This window comes from Pseudomonas sp. HD57-3, assembly GCF_056113135.1.
In genome coordinates, this window is record NZ_CM148568.1 from 2,735,268 (window position 1) to 2,755,773 (window position 20,506).

17 protein-coding genes and 1 pseudogene are annotated in these 20,506 nt (G+C 61.5%); 7 read left to right on the plus strand and 11 right to left on the minus strand.

The features are described from left to right. A complete protein-coding gene (locus AC0R79_RS12330) occupies positions 1-1,155 on the plus strand; it encodes an NnrS family protein (RefSeq protein ID WP_474734591.1) in 1,155 nt (384 codons plus the stop codon). A gap of 5 nt (positions 1,156-1,160) precedes the next feature. Here AC0R79_RS12330 and AC0R79_RS12335 read toward each other — a convergent pair whose 3' ends face one another. Further along, complete coding sequence (locus AC0R79_RS12335) at positions 1,161-1,832, minus strand: class I SAM-dependent methyltransferase (RefSeq protein WP_474734593.1); 672 nt, start codon at positions 1,830-1,832, stop codon at positions 1,161-1,163. A gap of 38 nt (positions 1,833-1,870) precedes the next feature. Next, positions 1,871-3,019 carry a GGDEF domain-containing protein gene (locus tag AC0R79_RS12340; RefSeq protein ID WP_474734595.1) on the minus strand — a complete coding sequence of 383 codons (1,149 nt, stop codon included), beginning with the start codon at positions 3,017-3,019 and terminating at the stop codon, positions 1,871-1,873. Positions 3,020-3,128: 109 nt separating this feature from the next. Here AC0R79_RS12340 and AC0R79_RS12345 point away from each other — a divergent pair, with 109 nt between their 5' ends. Continuing rightward, the gene (locus AC0R79_RS12345) at positions 3,129-3,521 is read left to right on the plus strand and encodes a GFA family protein (RefSeq protein ID WP_474734596.1); all 393 of its coding nucleotides are present in this window, start codon (positions 3,129-3,131) and stop codon (positions 3,519-3,521) included. 38 nt (positions 3,522-3,559) lie between these two features. Here the strand turns inward: AC0R79_RS12345 and AC0R79_RS12350 are convergent, their stop codons facing one another. Further along, positions 3,560-4,390, minus strand: coding sequence for an alpha/beta fold hydrolase (locus AC0R79_RS12350; RefSeq protein ID WP_179695498.1), 831 nt, complete (start codon positions 4,388-4,390; stop codon positions 3,560-3,562). 239 nt (positions 4,391-4,629) lie between these two features. On the opposite strand from AC0R79_RS12350, the gene AC0R79_RS12355 reads away from it, so the two are divergent. From AC0R79_RS12355 to AC0R79_RS12375, 5 genes are all read left to right on the plus strand, one after another. Continuing rightward, entirely contained in the window at positions 4,630-5,085 is a 456-nt protein-coding gene (locus AC0R79_RS12355; protein ID WP_007956954.1) for a (2Fe-2S)-binding protein, read from the plus strand. A 17-nt stretch (positions 5,086-5,102) separates the two neighbouring features. Continuing rightward, entirely contained in the window at positions 5,103-7,265 is a 2,163-nt protein-coding gene (locus tag AC0R79_RS12360; protein ID WP_474734598.1) for a xanthine dehydrogenase family protein molybdopterin-binding subunit, read from the plus strand. A 1-nt stretch (position 7,266) separates the two neighbouring features. Next, the gene (locus tag AC0R79_RS12365; RefSeq protein ID WP_085608968.1) at positions 7,267-7,845 is read left to right on the plus strand and encodes a hypothetical protein; all 579 of its coding nucleotides are present in this window, start codon (positions 7,267-7,269) and stop codon (positions 7,843-7,845) included. A gap of 61 nt (positions 7,846-7,906) precedes the next feature. Further along, on the plus strand, positions 7,907-8,872 hold the full coding sequence (locus tag AC0R79_RS12370) for a GGDEF domain-containing protein (RefSeq protein WP_127797694.1): 966 nt from the start codon (positions 7,907-7,909) through the stop codon (positions 8,870-8,872). 195 nt (positions 8,873-9,067) lie between these two features. Continuing rightward, positions 9,068-10,267 carry an NHL repeat-containing protein gene (locus AC0R79_RS12375; protein WP_474734601.1) on the plus strand — a complete coding sequence of 400 codons (1,200 nt, stop codon included), beginning with the start codon at positions 9,068-9,070 and terminating at the stop codon, positions 10,265-10,267. A gap of 20 nt (positions 10,268-10,287) precedes the next feature. Here the strand turns inward: AC0R79_RS12375 and AC0R79_RS12380 are convergent. The 8 genes and pseudogenes from AC0R79_RS12380 to AC0R79_RS12415 all read right to left on the minus strand — a co-directional run. Next, a pseudogene (locus AC0R79_RS12380) lies at positions 10,288-10,407 on the minus strand (VOC family protein); the annotation flags it as partial. Between the two features lie 226 nt (positions 10,408-10,633). Further along, the gene (gene fabI / locus AC0R79_RS12385) at positions 10,634-11,428 is read right to left on the minus strand and encodes an enoyl-ACP reductase FabI (protein ID WP_007956947.1); all 795 of its coding nucleotides are present in this window, start codon (positions 11,426-11,428) and stop codon (positions 10,634-10,636) included. Positions 11,429-11,447: 19 nt separating this feature from the next. Next, entirely contained in the window at positions 11,448-13,058 is a 1,611-nt protein-coding gene (locus AC0R79_RS12390; RefSeq protein ID WP_007956946.1) for an ABC transporter ATP-binding protein, read from the minus strand. Position 13,059: 1 nt separating this feature from the next. Next, entirely contained in the window at positions 13,060-14,079 is a 1,020-nt protein-coding gene (locus AC0R79_RS12395) for an ABC transporter permease (RefSeq protein WP_007956945.1), read from the minus strand. Between the two features lies 1 nt (position 14,080). Beyond that, positions 14,081-15,154, minus strand: a complete 1,074-nt coding sequence (locus AC0R79_RS12400; RefSeq protein WP_085613068.1) for a microcin C ABC transporter permease YejB — start codon at positions 15,152-15,154, stop codon at positions 14,081-14,083. Between the two features lie 4 nt (positions 15,155-15,158). Further along, a complete protein-coding gene (locus AC0R79_RS12405) occupies positions 15,159-17,000 on the minus strand; it encodes an extracellular solute-binding protein (protein WP_474734603.1) in 1,842 nt (613 codons plus the stop codon). Next, complete coding sequence (locus tag AC0R79_RS12410) at positions 16,997-18,829, minus strand: extracellular solute-binding protein (protein ID WP_085704296.1); 1,833 nt, start codon at positions 18,827-18,829, stop codon at positions 16,997-16,999. Before AC0R79_RS12410 ends, AC0R79_RS12405 begins: the two co-directional genes overlap by 4 nt. A gap of 165 nt (positions 18,830-18,994) precedes the next feature. Beyond that, positions 18,995-20,473 (minus strand): transglycosylase SLT domain-containing protein, encoded by a 1,479-nt coding sequence (locus tag AC0R79_RS12415; protein ID WP_127797698.1) that lies wholly within the window; start codon positions 20,471-20,473, stop codon positions 18,995-18,997. Positions 20,474-20,506 lie beyond the last annotated feature (33 nt).

Sequence of the window (20,506 nt, forward strand, 5' to 3'; positions counted from 1 at the left end):
ATGCGCAGACTCGCTGATGCACCGCTGTTCAGCCTGGGCTTCCGGCCGCTGTTTCTGGCCGGGGCCGGATTCGCCGCGCTGGCGATTTTGATCTGGGGCCTGTGGCTTTACGGCCACTGGTTCGACTTGCAACCGGCGGGCGGTATGCTCGCCTGGCATCGGCATGACATGCCGTTCGGTTTCGCGGCGGCGATCGTTGCCGGGTTTCTGCTGACGGCGGTGCCCAACTGGACCGGCATTCCCGGTGTTCGGGGCGGTGCGTTGATCGCGTTGGTCTCGGTCTGGTTGCTCGGGCGTGTGGCCTGGTGGCTGCCGTTGCCGACCGGGCTGATTCTGGCGCTGCAATGGGGGTTTCTACCGCTGCTGGCAGTGATGCTGGGACGGGATCTGGTCGCCGCGCGTAAACGCGACAACTATCCGATTGTGTTGGTGCTTGGGTTGATGGCGGGTTGTCAGGCACTGACTTTGATCGGCCTGTACAACGACGACGCCGGCCTGCAACGCCAGGGTGTGCTGGGCGCGTTGTGGCTGGTGGCGGCGCTGATGACCGTGATCGGCGGGCGAGTGATTCCGTTCTTTATTCAGCGCGGCTTGAACCGTCCGCCGGCACCCGTCGCCAATCCACGGCCAACCCGTTTGCTGTTGATCGGCAGCCTGCTGACCGCCGTCACCTTCGCGGCAGGCCTCAATGATTCTCCACGGCGGTGGCTGGCGGGGCTGTTCGTGCTGACCGGCATTCTGCAGTTGATCCGGCTGATCCGCTGGCATGATCGCGGGATGTGGCGGGTGCCGCTGCTGTGGTCGCTGTACCTGGCTTACGGTTGGATGGCGCTGGCGATTTGGGCCATGGCGCTGTGGCATCTGGGTTTGATCGGCCAGCAAAGCCTGGCCACCCATGCGCTGGCGGTGGGCGGGGTGGGCGGGTTGATTCTGGCGATGATTGCGCGGGTCAGCCTTGGGCATACCGGCCGGTTGTTACAGCCCTCGAAAGGCATGGTGCTGGGCTTTGCGCTGGTGCTGATCGCGGCGGGTTGCCGGGTGTTGCTGGTGCCGTTTTCCAGTCTGGGGCTGGGGCTGTCCGTGGTGCTCTGGTGCGCGGGGTTCGCGCTGTTTTTGCGGCACTACACCGGGATTCTGCTCCAGCCGAGGCTCTAAGCGTTTTAAGCGCGACGCTCGGCAATCATCAACAACGACTGCGGCACCGGGCTTTGCGGATGTTGTGGCTCGCGCAGGCCGGTCAATTGCAGGCCGGCCATGTCCAGCGCATTCAGCCAACTGGACAGGGTGCGGAAATACCATGGCATCGGCTGCCATTTGCCCTGAAATCCGTCGAAGGTTTCTTCCCGCCAGCCATCCTGATAATCACCCGCTGCCATCGACCACGGATGCAGCGTCTGGATCACCAGCGCACCGCCGGGCACAAGCAGGGCGTTCATGGACGCGAGCAGCGGAATGATGTCCTGATGCAGCAGAGAAAAATTGGCGCAGATCAGATCGTAGTCGCGGCCAATGTCGACCTTCGCCTCAACCAGATCTTCGTAGCTGGCGACATGCACGGGCGCTGAACCGGCCACCCGCGCGGCCTCGACCAGCGTCGCATCACCGTCCACGCCGACTGCGTCAAACCCTCGCTCGGCCAGCGCCCGCAACAGCCAGCCTTCGCCGCATCCCAGATCGAGCACGCGCTCCGGCTGACGCCCCATCACCGCCAGCAGAATGGCCTGATCGGTGACCTGCCGGCGACTCTCGATGGCGCCGCTGCGCACGGCTTCGGTCCAGGCCCGGGCGTTGTGGTGCCAGCTCTGGAGGAGGGTGGATTCAGGCGAGGACATGACGGACTCCGGGATCACGGGATGCAGGCAAGGATAGGTCAGGTGTAGTCGGCCAGTTGAATCCGGTTGCGACCACCGCGCTTGGATTCGTAGAGGGCGCTGTCACCTTGCTCGATCAACGCCGCGAGGCTGGCCGGCGGCTGATCGAACACCTTGGCGCCGATGCTCAGGGTGACCGCCTGCGGGGTGGTGTAGGTCTGCGAAGTCATCTGTTGGAACTGCTCACGCAGCGCACTGCCCAGCACCATGATCTGTGCGTGGGACGCATCGCCCAGCAGCATCACGAATTCGTCACCGCCCAGCCGTGCCGCCAGCGCGCCTTTGGGCAGCACCGCGCGGATCATTTCGCTGAGGGCGATGAGCAACCGGTCGCCGGCGGTGTGGCCGTACAGGTCGTTGATCAGTTTGAAGTTGTCGATGTCGATCAGCAGCAGGGCGCCGGGGCGGGCGCTGGACACTTCATCGAGCAGGCGCGGCGCGCGGACTTCCAGGGCGCGGCGGTTGTACAGCGCGGTCAGCGGGTCACGGGCGGCCAGTTCGGCAATCTGTTTTTCCCGGCGATAGCGCTCGGTGCCGGTCATCGACAGCGCGATCAGCATGATCGCCATCGCGCCTTCGACCAGGGAAATCTGAATGATTTCGCCGCGTAGCGACGCCAGATCGATCAGCGTGCCCGGAATCACCGCGATGATCGCCTTGGCGAAATAGAACGCGCCGTGGATCAGCAGCACATAACGCAACTGCACCGCGCCGACGCTCAACGATTTGCCGTGCGGGCGCAGCAACAGGCTGGCCCGCAGCATCAACGCGGCCACCAGCAGCGAGTTGGCCATCAGCATGATCTTCGACCACGACGGGTCTTCCGGTAGCAGCAACAACGCCAGCCAAAGCAGGAACATCAAGTACCAGGCCCGCGACAACCGTCTCTGCGTAAATCGCGCGACCCCCAGCAGAAACAGCCAGTGCGCAACTACCAGCAAGCCGTTGGCGAACCAGATGCCGATCAGCGGATAACCGTTGGCGCGCAACAGGGCCAGGCTCGAGCCGACGGTGATGGTGGCGAAACCGGCGCTCCAGAACAGCAGGGAAGGTTCGCGGATGCTGCGCCATTCGACCGCCAGATACAGGGCGGCCGCCGCGGCCAGGGCGGTGGAAATGGTGAGCATCGTGAGAGGATCGAGCGCCATGAAAGAACGGTTCTGCCTGAATAGTATTAATGGGCCACGATTGTAAGCGTTCCCCCAGTGGGCTGCTATTTTCACTCACCGGATATTCCATTTTCAGACGAGGTGTCCCATGGACCGATTGACCGGCGGTTGTCTGTGCGGCGAAGTGCGGATCGAGGCGTCAGGGCGACCCTACCGGGTTGGCGTTTGCCATTGTCTGGATTGCCGTAAACACCATGGCGCGCTGTTTGCGGCGTCGGCGATCTTTCCCGAGGATGCGGTGACGATCAGCGGCGAGACCCATGACTATGCGGGGCGGCATTTCTGTCCGCGCTGTGGTTCGTCGGTGTTCGGTCGCAGTGGCGATGAAGTCGAGGTCAATCTCGGTGCGCTGGATGCACCGGATCAGTTCCAGCCCACCTATGAGCTGTGGACGGTGCGTCGCGAGTCGTGGCTGCCGGCCTTTCCATTGGCCAGACATTACGTGCGTGATCGCGAGGGAACGGGGCGAACCGAAGAATAGCCGGGGTCAGGCAGGGCGCCTTACCCCGGCCGATATGATCAGCCGCGAATGAACGCCAGCAGATCTGCGTTGATCGTCGGCGCCTCGGTGGTCGGCATCCCGTGGGGGAAGCCCGGATAAATCTTCAGCGTGCTGTTCTTCAGCAGTTTCGCCGACAGCACACCGGCGTTTTCATAGGGCACGATCTGGTCATCGTCGCCGTGCATGACCAGCACCGGGATCGAGATGCTTTTCAGGTCGGCGGTGAAGTCGGTCTGCGAGAAGGCGACGATGCCATCGTAGTGGGCCTTGGCGCCGCCCATCATGCCCTGACGCCACCAGTTCAGAACCACCGCTTCCGAAGGTTTGGCCCCGGGGCGGTTGTAGCCGTAGAACGGGCCGGCCGGCACATCGTGATAGAACTGCGAACGATTGGCCGCCAGTTGCGCCTGAAGATCGTCGAACACTGACTTGGGCAAGCCGCCGGGGCTGCTCTCGGTTTTCACCATCAGTGGCGGCACGGCGCTGATGATCGCGGCTTTAGAGACTCGATCCTCGCCATGGCGGGCGATGTAATGAATCACCTCGCCGCCACCGGTGGAGTGGCCGACATGCACGGCTTTCTGCGTCCCCAGATGGTTGACCACCGCCGCCACGTCGTCGGCATAGTGATCCATGTCGTGACCGTCCCAGACCTGGCTCGAACGCCCGTGACCCCGTCGATCATGGGCCACGACCCGGAAGCCCTGAGCAAGGAAGAACAGCATCTGCGCATCCCAGTCGTCCGCGCTGAGCGGCCAGCCGTGGTGGAAGTGGATCACCGGGGCGTCTTTCGGGCCCCAGTCCTTGTAGAAGATCTCGACGCCGTCTTTCGTTGTGACATATCCCATGTTCGCGACTCCTGGAAAGTGTGAAGGGGCAGGTCTTGCGATGACAACCGGATCAACTGTAGGAGCAAAGTCGGCACTTTGATCGAAGAATTCTCGAACGGTGCTGCATGACCGGTGGTCGCAGCGGCTGGTCGTCGGGTCAAAATGCGCTTAGCTGAAAGGGATAAGCCGAGGCGCGCGCAGCGTTCAAGAGCTGTAGCAGCGCCCTTCAGAACACCGTGAGTCTGAGGAAGTCCCCGATGCTGACCTTGAACATCAATGGCAAGGATCAGGAGCTCGATGTCCCCGCGGACATGCCGTTGCTCTGGGTCCTGCGCGATGTCGCGCACCTGACCGGTACCAAATTCGGTTGCGGCATGGCCCAGTGCGGTGCCTGCACCGTGCATGTCGATGGCGCACCGCTGCGCTCCTGCATCACCCCGGCCACGGCCGTCGCCCATGGCCAGAAGATCCTCACCATCGAAGGCCTGTCGAGCGACGGTTCGCACCCGGTGCAGCAGGCCTGGGCCGAACTGGACGTGGTGCAGTGCGGTTACTGCCAGTCCGGGCAGATCATGTCCGCCGCCGCGTTGCTGGCGAAAATCCCCAAACCCACCGACAGCGATATCGATCAGGCGCTCTCCGGCAACATCTGCCGCTGCGGCACGTATCCAAGAATCCGCGCGGCGGTCAAACGCGCCGCCGACATCGGTTGAGCGAGGGGAGGTGAGTGATGAACAGTCCTGTATCCCGTCGCGGATTTCTCAAGGGCAGCGCCGTGCTTGGCGGTGGTCTGGTGGTGGCGTTCGTGGTGCCCGGCGGCAACCGCTTTGCCATGGCGGCCGAGAATGAAGGCAAGGTGTTTGCGCCGAACGCGTTCCTGCGGATTGCAGCGGACAACAGCGTCACCGTGCTGCTCGGCCATTCGGAAATGGGCCAGGGCATCTGGACCGGCCTGACCATGTTGATCGCCGAAGAGCTGGACGCCGACTGGTCGAAGATCCGCGTCGAGCACTCGCCGGCCTCGGCCGCCGATTACGGCATGCCCGGTTTCGGCGGGATGCAGATTACCGGCGGCTCGACTTCAACCTGGATGGAGTTCGACCGTTACCGGCTCGCCGGTGCCACGGCGCGGCAGATGCTGGTCGAGGCGGCGGCCAAGCGTTTCAACGTGGCACCGTCGACGATCCGCACCGAGTCCGGCGTAGTGATTGCCGGCGACAACCGCGCCACCTACGGCGAACTGGCGGACGCCGCCGGGCAACTGCCGGTGCCGGATCCGAAGTCGATCACCTTTAAAGAAGCCAAGGACTGGAAGGTCATCGGCAAACCCACCAAACGCCTCGACACCCCGGAAAAAATCACCGGCCGCGCCAAGTTCGGCATGGACGTGCAGTTTGAGGGATTGATGACCGCGATGGTCGCTAGGGCGCCGGCGTTTGGCGCCACGGTGAAATCCTTTGAAGGCGCTGAGGCGCTGGCGATCCCCGGCGTGCACAAAGTGGTGCAGGTGCCGACCGGTGTGGCGGTGGTCGCCGAGCATTACTGGGCGGCGAAACTTGGTCGCGATGCGCTGAAGGTCGATTGGGACCTGGGGCCGAACGCTGATCTGAGCAGTGAAAAGCTGTTGGCGAGTTTCCGCAAACTGGCAGCCACGCCGGGCACTTCGGCGGCGCAGGCCGGGGATGCCAAGGGCAATTTCGGCAAGGCAGTGAAGAAAATCGACGTCGAATACAGCGTGCCGTATCTGGCCCATGCGCCGATGGAACCGCTCAACTGCACGGTGAAGATCAGCGCCGACAAATGCGAGATCTGGACCGGCACCCAGTTCCAGACGCTGGATCAGATGGTTGCCGGCAAGATCACCGGGCTGAAACCGGAGCAGGTGGAGATTCACACCGAATTCCTCGGCGGCGGTTTCGGCCGGCGGGCTAACCCGACTTCGGACTTTGTCGCCGAAGCGGTGCAAGTGGCCAAGGCTGCCGCGATGCCGGTGAAAACCGTGTGGTCGCGCGAAGACGATATTCGCGGCGGTTACTACCGCTCGATGTTCCTGCATCAGGCGAAGATCGGCCTCGGCGCCGACGGCATGCCGCTGGCCTGGCAGCATGTGCTGGTCGGGCAGTCGATCATGGCCGGCACCATGCTCGAGAAAACCATGGTCAAGAACGGCGTCGACCAGACGTCGGTCGAAGGCGTTTCAGACAGCCCGTACATCAAAGGACTGGCCCATCATCAGGTCGATCTGCACTCGCCGACCACCGGGATCAACGTGCTCTGGCTGCGCTCGGTGGGCCATAGCCACACCGCGTTTGTCATGGAGTCGCTGATCGATGAAATGGCCACGGCGGCGGGCAAGGACCCGGTGGAGTACCGACGAACGCTGCTCAAGGATCACGCCCGGCATCTCGGCGTGCTGAATCTGGCGGTGGAGAAGGCCAACTGGAAAGCCCCGCTGCCGGACGGCCATGCGCTGGGCGTGGCGGTGCACGAATCGTTCGGCAGTTACGTGGCGCAAGTGGCCGAGGTGTCTCAGGACAATCTGGCAATCCGCGTGCATCGCGTGGTCTGCGCGGTGGACTGCGGAATTGCGGTCAACCCGCAGAGCATCGCGGCGCAGATGGAGTCGTGCATCACCTTCGGCCTGGGCATGGCGCTGCACAGCAAACTGACGCTCAAGGACGGGCATGTCGTGCAGTCCAACTATCACGATTATCAAGTGTTGCGGCTCAATGAAATGCCGGTGGTCGAGGTGCACATCGTGCCGAGCACCGACAAACCCGGCGGTATCGGCGAGGCCGGCGTACCGCCCACGGCGCCGGCGGTAGCCAACGCGGTGTTCGCCCTGACCGGGCAGCGCCTGCGGGAACTGCCGCTGTTATTGTCGGGGGTGTGAGATGAAACGACATCTGTTGTTGGGCACGGTGATTCTGCTTGGGTTGGGTGGTTACGCGTCGGATCTGTTCGCTGACGATCAGGAAGCCTTGAAAGCCTTCGGCACGGTGCAAAAAGTCTTCCAGAGCCCGCGCTGCCAGAACTGTCACATTCCCGGCGATTCCCCGTTGCAGTTCGACGCCGGCATTCCTCACGCCATGAGCGTGGTGCGCGGCATGGATGGCAAGGGCGCCGCCGGTTTGCCGTGTGCCACGTGTCACGCCGAAAGCAATCCGCCAGCCAGTTACGGCCCTCACGCGCCACCGGGCGCGCCGCACTGGAGCCTGCCGCCAGCCGCCCACAAAATGGCCTGGATCGGTCTGCCGCCAGATCGTTTGTGCGCGATGATCAAGGACCGCGCCAGCAACGGCGACCGGGACTTCGCCGCACTGATCAAACACGTCAACGAAGACAAACTGGTGCTCTGGGGCTGGAATCCTGGGGCAGGGCGCGCGCCGGTGCCGGTGCCGCACGATATCTTCGTGACCCAGTTCAAACTGTGGGCCGATGCGGGCGGGCCATGTCCGGTGGCCGGCGGATGAGAGGTTGAGTCATCGCTGATTCGGTCTACGCTCAACTGCATCGACGACAAAGGAGTGTGTGATGCTGGTACCCGGCAAACCCGCCAATGAAGCTGTCCGTATTCAAGCGCTGCAGGACCTGAAACTGCTCGACACCGCCCCGGAGGAGCGCTTCGACCGGCTGACGCGACTGGCCAAGCGTCTGTTCAACGTGCCGATCGCGCTGGTCACGCTGGTGGACAAGGATCGCCAGTGGTTCAAATCTCGCGTGGGCCTGGACGCCACCGAAACCCCACGGGATACGTCGTTCTGTGGCCATGCGATCCTCCAGGACGAACTGCTGCTGGTTCGCGATGCCCGCGAGGACGAGCGCTTTCACGATAATCCGCTGGTGATCGGCGACCCGAACATCCGCTTCTACGCCGGTTATCCGCTGACCGTGCCCAACGGCAACAAGATGGGCACCTTGTGCCTGATCGACACCAAGCCCCGTGAACTCGACGACGAAGAGCGCGCCTTGCTGCGTGATCTGGCCGGCATGGCCGAGCAGGAACTGATGGCCGTGCAGATGGCGAGCATGGACGAGCTGACGCTGCTGTCCAACCGTCGCGGCTTCAAGATGCTGGCCCAGCACGCGCTCGACGCCTGCGCACGCCTGGAGAAGCCGGCGACGCTGCTGTTTTTCGACCTCAATGACTTCAAGCAGATCAACGACCTTTATGGGCACGCCGAGGGCGACAGCGCGCTGAAGAATTTCGCTGATGTGCTGCGCATCGCCTTTCGCGAGAGCGATGTGGTCGGGCGCCTGGGCGGCGATGAGTTCGTGGCGCTGCTGACCGGCTCAAGCCACGTCGAAACCACGGCGATCATGGCGCGCCTCAAGGAAATCCTCGAAGAGCGCAATGCCACGTTGCACCGGGGCTACGCGATTCGCTTCAGCGTCGGCCAGATCGAATACAACCCGCAGCGACATGACACCGTGGACAAGCTGCTGGCGGATGCGGATGCAGCGATGTATGAGCACAAGCAGGCGTTGAAGCGTTGTTAGTACTTTCAAGGCCTGTAACGACATCGATCTGGCATTAAAAGGTACTTTTACTGTCATTCCTGACAGGTGCCGAAGTGACCGCGTCAACGTAATAGTACGAGGGTGCAGCGCATACGTTGCCCCTTTCGAACTCCCCGAGATATAGATGAAGTTCTTCGGAAGAGAGAAAGGATTGTCTTTCAGGAGAAGAACGATATGACCAGTCAGAGTAATTCGATCCTTGTTGCCGGTCCCGGCGAGCTTGACCCGCTATTCGCAGCACAGGGTGTTCTCGATATTCCAAGCGGTGAAGGATCAATCAGAGCGATTGTCGCAGATGGCCAAGGTGCTTACCTGGTCGCTGTCTGGGTTTCAAGTCAGTGTTGGCTCTATCGCATTTTTTCAGACGGCGGGCTGGATACTCAGTATGGCCAGAACGGGGTCAGCAAATGGTCGTTTGTTCCTGGTGTTGATTCCCTGCCGACCGAACTCATCATGCAGCCGGATGGCAAGGTTATTTTGCTTGGGAAAGTGGGGGATGATCCGTTTAAGCGCCAGACTGCGATTACCCGGTTCAACGTGGGCGGTAGTCCTGACCTTGTCTTTGGCACCAGGGTGTTACCGGATATTGATATGTCGCTTCCTGCGGGATGTCTTCAGGCTGACGGAAAAATACTGGTACTGGTGAACCGGCTCAACAGCAGCACTACCGAGCACGAACTGGTGCTATATCGCTTTATGTCCACCGGAGATCCTGATGGCGCATTCGGTGGGCAGGGCTTTGTGAATATCCTCTTCAATGACGAGCGATCTGACGGCAAAAGCGTTGCTGTCACCGACGATGCAAAAATCCTCGTGGGAGGCACCGTCACAAGAGACACCAAAACAACGAAGGCGGTGGGCAGGTTTCACTCTACAGGTGCTCTTGACTCGTCGTTCGGCAGAGCAGGGTATTGGGAGTCGGCAAGCGGTCTCGCGATGGGGAAAATGATTGTCGACGGAGACACGATTATCTGTGTGGGCAATGCACAGGTGAATGGTAGTTCAGTCGCAGCCGTATCCCGAGTGACGGCTGAAGGTGTGACAGATCCTGCCTTCAATAATGGCACAGCCGCGACTATTGATATTCGGGCGGACTTTCCCGGGTTATATGTGATTTGCCGGTCAGTCGTTGTGCAGTCGGATAAGGGCATTGTCTTCGCTGGAGAGGCGGGGGTGAGTATAAAGGCTTACGTGGGGCGCCTCAGCGCGAGTGGGGCGATTGATTCTGGCTTCGGCGATCAAGGGCTTTTCCAGCGGGTTGAGGAAAGTCTGGTGTACGACGTGTGCATTCAATCGGATCGGCAGAGGCTCCTTGTCGCCAGTGACTTGGGAAATACACCCCGACTTCCGCAAGTACTGGGGATCCGACTTTAATCTGGCTACCATCGAGGGCCGTATCCGACCCAGTGATCGCTGGAACGACCTTCCTCGAGTCCGAACACTTCACGGTAGAAATGCCGGGCGGCGGCGAGGTCGTACACCGGAATGGCCAAGTGGAAAGGGCTGAGTGACATAGGCGCGGTCTCTATCAACGGTTGGGGTGAACCGAGTCTAGCGCTGTGTTTTTCAATGGGGGGGGGGGCGAGCCTGTTCGCGATGACGGTATCCGGCGCACCGGGGCATTGAATGACAAACCGCATTCACCAGCAGGCTGGCTCCCACTGAAAAAGACGATGTTAACGAAATCGCAGGCATGAAAAAGCCCGCCAATAGGCGGGCTTTTTATCGGCAGCGCGAAGATTACTCTTCGATGTTGCCCATGGCAGTGGTGTTGAAGCCGCCGTCCACGTACATGATTTCACCGCTGATGCCCGACGCCAGGTCGGAGCACAGGAAGGCGCCGGCATTGCCGACTTCTTCGATGGTGACGTTGCGGCGCAGCGGGGTTTGCGCTTCGTTGGCGGCCAGCATCTTGCGGAAGTTCTTGATGCCCGAAGCTGCCAGGGTGCGGATCGGGCCGGCCGATACGCAGTTGACGCGGGTGCCGTCCGGGCCCAGGGAACCGGCCAGGTAACGTACGCCGGCTTCCAGCGAAGCCTTGGCCATGCCCATCACGTTGTAGTTCGGCATGGTGCGTTCGGCGCCCAGGTACGACAGGGTCAGCAGGCTGCCGTTGCGGCCTTTCATCATTTCGCGGCCAGCTTTGGCCAGAGCCACGAAGCTGTAGGCGCTGATGTCGTGAGCGATGCGGAAACCGTCACGGGTGGTGGCTTCGGTGAAGTCGCCATCCAGTTGGTCGCCCGGGGCGAAGCCGACGGAGTGCACGATGCAGTCCAGGCCGTCCCACTTCTTGCTCAGTTCTTCGAAGACCTTGGCGATTTCTTCATCGCTGGCCACGTCGCACGGGAAGCACAGCTCAGGGCTCGAACCCCAGCCCTGTGCGAACTCTTCTACGCGACCTTTCAGTTTGTCGTTCTGATAAGTGAAGGCAAGCTCAGCGCCCTCGCGATGCATGGCGGCAGCGATGCCGGATGCGATGGACAGCTTGCTGGCGACACCGACGATCAGTACGCGCTTACCGGCGAGAAAACCCATGTGTTGCTCCTCTTTCAGGTTATTGCGCAGTGGCTGGTGCCAGGAAAGCGGCCTCCAGCAACTGCTGTGTATACGGATGTTGGGGGGCGGCAAAGATACTTTGCGCGTCTCCCTGTTCGACCACTTGGCCATGCTTGACCACCATCAGCTGGTGGCTCAGCGCTTTGACGACAGCCAAATCATGGCTGATGAACAAATACGTCAGGTTGTACTTGGCTTGCAGTGAACGCAACAGCTCCACCACTTGCCGCTGCACCGTCCGGTCGAGGGCCGAAGTCGGCTCGTCCAGCAGGATCAGCGCCGGTTTGAGCACCAAAGCCCGGGCTATGGCAATTCGCTGCCGTTGCCCACCGGAAAATTCGTGGGGGTAGCGGTGCCGGGTTTCCGGATCCAGACCTACCTCCTTCAATGCCGCAATAATTGCCGCTTCCTGCTCGGCGGCGGTGCCCATCTTGTGGATCCGCAGGCCTTCACCAACGATGTCATTCACGCACATCCGCGGGCTCAGGCTGCCAAACGGATCCTGAAACACCACCTGCATCTCCCGGCGCAACGGCCGGACTTCGCTTTGCGTCAGGCAGTCTAGCTGCTTGCCTTCAAAACGGATCGCACCTTTGCTGCCGATCAACCGCAGGATCGCCAGGCCGAGGGTGGATTTACCGGAACCGCTTTCTCCCACAATCCCCAGAGTCTGACCCTGAGGCAGGCTGAAATTGATGCCGTCCACTGCCTTGACGTGATCCACCGTGCGCTTGAGCAGGCCTTTCTTGATCGGGAACCAGACTTTCAGATCCTCGACTTCAAGCAGCGGCGCCCCGATTTTATTGCTCGCCGGGCCTCCGCTGGGCTCCGCGCCAAGCAGTTCCCGAGTGTACGGATGCTGCGGCGAACGGAACAGCTCTTCGCACGATGCCTGTTCGACGATGCAACCGCGCTGCATGACACATACTCGATGCGCAATTCTTCGTACGAGGTTCAAATCGTGACTGATCAGTAACAGCGCCATGCCCAATCGGGCCTGCAATTCCTTGAGCAGGTCGAGGATTTTCAGCTGAACGGTCACGTCCAGCGCAGTGGTCGGTTCGTCGGCAATCAGCAGTTCCGGCTCATTGGCCAGGGCCATGGCGATCATCACCCGCTGACGCTGGCCGCCGGACAATTCGTGGGGCAGGGCCTTGAGGCGCTTGTGCGGCTCGGGGATGCCGACCATCTCCAGCAACTCCAGCGTGCGCTTGGTCGCGACCTTGCCGGTCAGGCCCTTGTGGATGCCCAGCACCTCGTTGATCTGCTTCTCGATCGAGTGCAGCGGGTTGAGCGAGGTCATCGGCTCCTGAAAGATCATCGCGATCCGGTTGCCGCGAATGTGACGGATGGTCTTTTCGCCCAGCTCCAGCAGGTTTTGCCCGGAATAGTTGATGCTGCCGGCCGGATGTCGCGCCAGCGGGTAGGGCAGCAGGCGCAGGATCGAATGCGCGGTCACCGACTTGCCCGAGCCTGACTCGCCCACTAACGCCAGGGTTTCGCCGCGCTTGATGTCGAAACTCACGCCCTCGACCACCCGTTGCACGCGATCACCGATGCCGAACTCGACGGCCAGGTCGCGGATTTCGATCAGATTGTCCTGATTCATGTCACTTCCTCGGGTCGAAGGCATCGCGAGCGGACTCGCCGATGAACACCAGCAAACTCAACATCAGCGCCAGCACCGCAAACGCGCTCATGCCCAGCCACGGCGCCTGCAGGTTGGATTTGCCCTGGGCCACCAGCTCACCCAGCGACGGACTGCCGGCCGGCAAGCCGAAACCGAGGAAGTCCAGCGCGGTGAGGGTGCCGATGGCGCCGGTCAGGATGAACGGCATGAAGGTCATGGTCGAAACCATGGCGTTGGGCAGAATGTGGCGGAACATGATCGCGCCGTTCTGCATGCCCAGCGCTCTGGCTGCGCGCACGTATTCGAGGTTGCGCCCGCGCAGGAACTCGGCGCGCACCACGTCCACCAGGCTCATCCACGAGAACAGCAGCATGATCCCCAGCAGCCACCAGAAGTTCGGCTGGACGAAACTGGCGAGGATGATCAGCAGGTACAACACCGGCAAACCCGACCAGATCTCGAGAAAGCGCTGGCCGGCCAGATCGACCCAGCCGCCGTAGAAACCCTGCAAGGCGCCGGCGATCACGCCGATGATCGAGCTGAGGACGGTCAGGGTCAGGGCGAACAGCACCGACACCCGGAAGCCGTAGATGACCCGTGCCAGCACATCGCGGCCCTGATCGTCGGTACCCAGCAGGTTGTCCGCCGACGGCGGGGCGGGGGCCGGGACTTTCAGGTCGTAGTTGATGCTCTGGTAGCTGAACGGAATCGGCGCCCACAGCACCCACGCGTCCTTGGCCTTGAGCAGTTCGCGGATGTACGGGCTTTTGTAGTTGGCTTCCAGCGGAAATTCGCCGCCGAAGGTGGTTTCCGGGTAACGCTTGATCGCCGGGAAGTACCAGTTGTTGTCGTAGTGCACCACCAGCGGCTTGTCGTTGGCGATCAGCTCGGCACCGAGGCTCAGGCCGAACAGGATCAGAAACAGCCACAGCGACCACCAGCCACGCTTGTTGGCCTTGAACAGTTCGAAGCGCCGGCGGTTGAGAGGGGACAGGTTCATCTCAATGCTCCCGGCTGGCGAAGTCGATACGCGGATCGACAAGGGTATAGGTGAGGTCGCCGATCAGTTTCACCACCAGCCCCAGCAGGGTGAAGATGAATAGGGTGCCGAACACCACCGGGTAATCGCGGTTGATCGCCGCTTCGAAACTCATCAGGCCGAGGCCGTCGAGGGAGAAGATCACTTCCACCAGCAACGATCCGGTGAAGAAGATGCCGATGAACGCCGACGGGAAACCGGCGATCACCAGCAGCATCGCATTGCGGAACACATGACCGTAGAGCACGCGGTGGCGGGTCAGGCCCTTGGCCTTGGCGGTGACCACGTACTGCTTGTTGATTTCGTCGAGGAAGCTGTTTTTGGTCAGCAGGGTCATGGTCGCGAAGTTGCCGATCACCAGCGCCGTCACCGGCAGCGCCAGGTGCCAGAAGTAATCGAGAACCTTGCCGCCCAGGCTCAGTTCATCGAAGTTGTTCGAGGTCAGGCCGCGTAAAGGAAACCAGTCCAGATAACTGCCGCCGGCGAACACCACGATCAGCAGAATCGCAAACAGGAACGCCGGAATCGCATAACCGACGATGATCGCCGAACTGGTCCAGACGTCGAAATGACTGCCGTGCCGCGTGGCCTTGGCGATCCCCAGCGGGATCGACACCAGGTACATGATCAGCGTGCTCCACAGCCCAAGCGAGATCGACACCGGCATCTTTTCCTTGATCAGGTCGATGACCTTGGCGTCGCGGAAGAAACTGTCGCCGAAATCCAGCTTCGCGTAGTTCTTGACCATGATCCACAGACGTTCCGGGGCCGATTTGTCGAACCCGTACATCTTCTCGATTTCCTTGATCAGCGCCGGGTCCAGCCCTTGCGCACCGCGATAGGAAGAGCCGGCCACCGACACTTCGGCACCGCCGCCGGCGATGCGGCTGGTGGCGCCTTCGAAGCCTTCGAGCTTGGCGATCATCTGCTCCACCGGCCCGCCGGGCGCGGCCTGGATGATCACGAAGTTGATCAGCAGAATGCCGAACAGGGTCGGGATGATCAGCAGCAGTCGCCGAAAAATGTACGCCAGCATCTGATTACTCCGTGCCCACAGGGTCGGCTTGCAGTTGGGTTTCGACTTCTACCGCCGGTTTCGCATCGGGTTTGACCCACCAGGTGTTAATGCCGATGTCGTATTTGGGGGAGACTTTCGGGTGGCCGATGTGGTTCCAGTACGCCACGCGCCAGGTCTTGATGTGCCAGTTGGGGACCACGTAGTAACCCCATTGCAGCACACGGTCGAGGGCGCGGGCGTGGGCCACCAGGCTTTTGCGCGAATCGGCGTTGATCAAATTCTCCACCAGATGATCGACCACCGGATCCTTGAGGCCCATCGAGTTTCGGCTGCTGGGCTTGTCGGCCGCAGCGCTCATCCAGAATTCGCGCTGCTCGTTGCCCGGCGAGTTGGACTGCGGAAAGCTGCCGACCATCATGTCGAAGTCTCGCGAGCGCACGCGATTGACGTATTGCGATACGTCGACACGGCGGATCACCAGATCGATGCCGAGGTCGCTGAGGTTGCGCTTGAACGGCAACAACACGCGTTCGAATTCGGTCTGCGCCAGGAGGAATTCGATGACCACCGGTTTGCCGGTGGCGTCGACCATTTTGTCGTCGACGATTTTCCAGCCAGCCTCTTGCAGCAACTGATACGCCTCGCGCTGTTGCGTGCGGATCATGCCGCTGGCGTCGGTTTTCGGATTTTCGAAGGCTTCGCTGAACACCTGCGCCGGCAGCTTGCTGCGGAACGGGTCGAGGATCGCCACCTGCTCTGCATCAGGCAGGCCGGTGGCGGCCATTTCCGAGTTTTCGAAGTAACTGCGGGTGCGCGCATAAGCGCCGTTGAACAGTTGCTTGTTGGTCCATTCGAAGTCGAACAGCAGGCCGAGGGCCTGGCGTACCCGCACGTCCTGAAACACCGGGCGGCGCAGATTGAAGACGAAGCCCTGCATGCCGGTCGGGTTGCTGTTGGCAATCTGTTCCTTGATCAGCCGCCCTTCGGTCACTGCCGGCACGTTGTAGGCGTTGGCCCAGTTTTTCGCGGCCATTTCCAGCCAGTAATCGAACTGCCCGGCTTTCAACGCTTCCAGTGCGACGGTGTTGTCGCGGTAATAGTCGGTGGTCATTACGTCGAAGTTGTAGAAACCGCGATTGACCGGCAGGTCCTTGCCCCAGTAGTCCTTGACCCGCTCGTAACGCACCGAACGCCCGGCCTTCACTTGGGTGACCTTGTACGGGCCGCTGCCCAACGGGATTTCCAGGTTGCCCTTGTTGAAATCACGCTCGGCCCACCAGTGTTTCGGCAGCACCGGCAATTGGCCGAGAATCAGCGGCAGTTCGCGGTTGTTGGTGTGCTTGAACTTGAACAGCACCTTGAGCGGATCTTCGGCGATCACTTCCTCGACGTCGGCGTAGTAGCCGCGATACATCGGTGCACCTTCCTTGGTCAGCGTCTGGAAGCTGAACACCACGTCTTCGGCGCGGATCGGATGGCCGTCATGAAACTTCGCTTCGGGACGCAGGTAGAAGCGTACCCATCTGTTGTCCGGGGCTTTTTCGATTTTGCCGGCGATCAGGCCGTATTCGGTGAACGGCTCGTCCAGACCCTGTTTGGCCAGGGTGTCGTAGATCAGGCCAATATCGTCCGCCGGCACGCCTTTGCTGATGAACGGGTTGAGGCTGTCGAAACCGCCGAAGCCGGCCTGGCGGAAGATCCCGCCCTTGGGCGCGTCGGGGTTTACGTAATCGAAGTGCTTGAAGTCGGCGGGGTATTTCGGCGGCTCGTTGTACAGGGTCACGGCGTGTTGCGGGGCGGCCAAGGCCAGCCCGGCGAACAGCAGACCGCTGGCCTGCACGAGCAGGGCGCGGATAGGCTTCATCGATCTTTCTCCGAAGATTTCAGCCACCACGCGCTCAGGCCCAGGGTGTAGGGCGGCGTAGTGACGAAGGCGAACCGGTTGCGGTACGCCAGACGGTGATAATTGAGGTACCAGTTGGGAATGCTGTAGTGCTGCCAGAGCAGCACGCGGTCCAGTGCCTTGCCGGCGGCGACCTGTTCATCGCGGGTGCGGGCGGCGAGCAGTTGCTCAAGCAGATGATCGACCACCGGGTTGGCGATGCCCGCGTAATTCTTGCTGCCCTTGACCCCGACCTGGCTGGAGTGGAAGTACTGCCACTGTTCCAGCCCCGGGCTGAGAGTCTGGTTGAGGGTCATCAGGATCATGTCGAAATCGAACTGGTCCAGACGCTGTTTGTACTGGGCGCGATCCACCGTGCGCAGGCGCGCGTCGATGCCGATGCTGTTGAGGTTCTCGATGTACGGCTGGAGGATCCGCTCAAGATTCGGATTGACCAGCAACAGCTCGAAACGCAGCGGCTGGCCGGCGGCGTTCTGCAGGCGCTGGCCGTTGAGCTTCCAGCCGGCCTCGGCCAGCAGCGCCAGGGCTTTGCGCATGGTTTCCCGGGGAATGCCGCGCCCATCGGTCTGCGGCAGCGTGAACGGTTCGGTGAACAGGCGCGCCGGCAGTTGATCCTTGTACGGTTTGAGCATCAGCCATTCATGGCCGACCGGCAGGCCGACGGCACTGAATTCGCTGTTGGGGTAGTAGCTGGTAGTGCGTTTGTAGGCGTCGCTGAACAGGGCGCGATTGGTCCATTCGAAGTCGAACATCAGGCCAAGGGCTTCGCGCACCTTGATATCGGCAAAGGCCGGGCGCCGGGTGTTCATGAACAGACCCTGGCTCTGGGTCGGGATCTGGTGCGGGATCTGCGCCTTGATCACGTCGCCGCGACGGATCGCCGGGAAGTTGTAGCCGTTGGCCCAGTTTTTCGCCTGGTGCTCAATATAGATGTCGAACTCGCCGGCCTTGAATGCTTCGAAGGCCACATCGCTGTCGCGGTAGAACTCGACTTCCATGCGGTCGACGTTGTACTTGCCGCGATTGACCGGCAGGTCCTTGCCCCAGTAGTCCTTGACCCGCTCGAAAATCAGCTGCCGGCCCGGCGTGACCGAGGTGATGCGGTACGGCCCGCTGCCCAGCGGCGGCTCGAAGGTGGTGGCCTTGAAGTCGCGACCCTTCCAGTAATGCTGGGGCAGCACCGGCAATTCGCCCAGACGCAGGATCAGCAGCGGATTGCCGCTGCGCTTGAGCACAAACCGGATGCGCTGCGGGTTGAGGATGTCGACGCGGAGCACTTCCTGAAGGGCGGTGCGATACAGCGGGTGACCTTCCTTGAGCAGTAGGCGATAGGAGAACGCCACGTCGTACGCGGTGATCGGCGTGCCGTCGTGGAAGCGCGCTTGCGGGCGCAGATTGAACACCACCCAGCTGCGATCTTCGCTGTATTCCACCGATTGGGCGATCAGGCCGTAACTGGAGGCCGGCTCGTCCCCCGACGGCGCGTATTGCCCGGTGCCGACCATCAGCGGCTCGTTCAGCTCGTTGATGCCGTATTGCAGGAAATTCGCCGTGGTGACCGGGCTGGTGCCCTTGAAGGTGTAGGGGTTGAGCGTATCGAAGGTGCCAAACGCCATCACCCGCAAGGTGCCGCCCTTGGGCGCTTGCGGGTTGACCCAGTCGAAGTGGGTAAATCTGGCCGGGTACTTGAGCGTGCCGAACTGCGCATAACCGTGGCTTTCGGTGATCGTCGCGCTGACGGGGGAGCTCAAGGCCAGGCTGATCAGGAGCAGGAGGAGGGGACGCTTCAAGTCAGATCCGATCCAGGCGGCTTGGGCTTTGTGGGCCGTACAGTAACAGCTTGTATGGACAGGAAAAAGACAGGGGCTTAATGCGCGGTTAATTGTGGGCGTTGCCTGCGCCGAAGGTAAAAAATGACAGGCGAAAAAAAGCCCCTGAAATTCAGGGGCTCTTTGTCAGTGCGGCTGGTAGACCGTGAGCATCTGCCCAGGCTTGAGTGCCTTGCCGGCGCCCGGATTCCAGCGCTTGAGGTGTTGCATCTCGACGTTGAAGCGCTTGGCCACCACGTACAGCGTGTCGCCGCGTTTGACCTTGTACTGGGTCTGCTGCTTGCTGTCGTCCTTGTCTTTGGCCTTGCTGCTGGTTTTGCTGTTGGCAGCGACGACCGTATTGATGCGTCCGCCACTCTTGCGGGTAGGCGTGCGCTGGGTAGTGTCGCGCATGACCAGGGTCTGGCCGACCTTGAGGTTCTTGCCGGTCAGCTTGTTCCAGCGTTGCAGGTCCTTGACCTCGACCTTGTTGGCCTTGGCGATGGAGCCGAGGTTGTCGCCACGCTTGACCCGATAGGCACGCTTGGCCTGGGCGATCTCGCTCGGGTCGGCGCCTTCGAACACCGGTTTCAGCGAACGCGGGCTGATCAGCTCTTCAGGACGCATGGTCTGCAGGCTGGCGGTCAGCAGTTGCGCCTTAGAGGTCGGCACCAGCAGGTGCTGCGGGCCGTCGATGGTGGTGCGCTGCTTGAAGGCCGGGTTGAGCTGGAACAGCTCGTCTTCATCGATGTTGGCCACCGCTGCGACCTTGGACAGGTCCATGCGCTGGTTGATTTCGACGACCTGGAAATACGGTTCGTTGGCGATCGGGTTAAGGTTCACGCCATAGGCTTCAGGCGTCAGGACCACTTGCGAGAGCGCCAGCAGCTTCGGCACGTAAGCCTGGGTTTCCGCCGGCAGCGGCAGGTTCCAGTAGTCGGTCGGCAGGCCGAGCTTTTCGTTGCGCTCGATGGCGCGGCTGACCGTGCCTTCGCCGGCGTTGTACGCGGCCAGTGCCAGCAGCCAGTCACCGTTGAACATGTCGTGCAGGCGGGTCAGGTAGTCCATCGCTGCGGTGGTCGAGGCGGTGATGTCGCGACGGCCATCGTAGAAACGGGTCTGACGCAGGTTGAAGTAACGCCCGGTGGAAGGAATGAACTGCCAGAGGCCCACCGCGTCGGCCCGGGAATAGGCCATCGGGTTGTAGGCGCTTTCGATGACCGGCAGCAGTGCCAGTTCCAGCGGCATGTTGCGTTCTTCGAGGCGCTCGACGATGTAATGAATGTAGAGGCTGCCGCGTTCGCCGGCGTTCTCGAGGAAGGAAGGGTTACTGGCGAACCACAGGCGCTGTTGCTCGATGCGCGGGTTCACGCCCAGACCTTCCTGCAGCTGGAAACCGCCGCGCATGCGCTCCCAGATGTCCTGAGGCACCTGCGGGCTGGGCTTTTCCGACAACCAGATAGGCTTCTGCTTGGCTCGCGCAGCAATGTTCGGCGTATGTGTCGCTTCAGTCTGCGGAGCATGGCTGGAACAGCCCGCCAGTGTGGCGGACACAGCCACCGCGATGGCTTGCGCCAGGCGGGTCAAAGCATCTGAATTGACGGACTTACGTATGGATGACGACATTGGCTGGAAGTAAGTTCCGGGCAAAAATGTCGG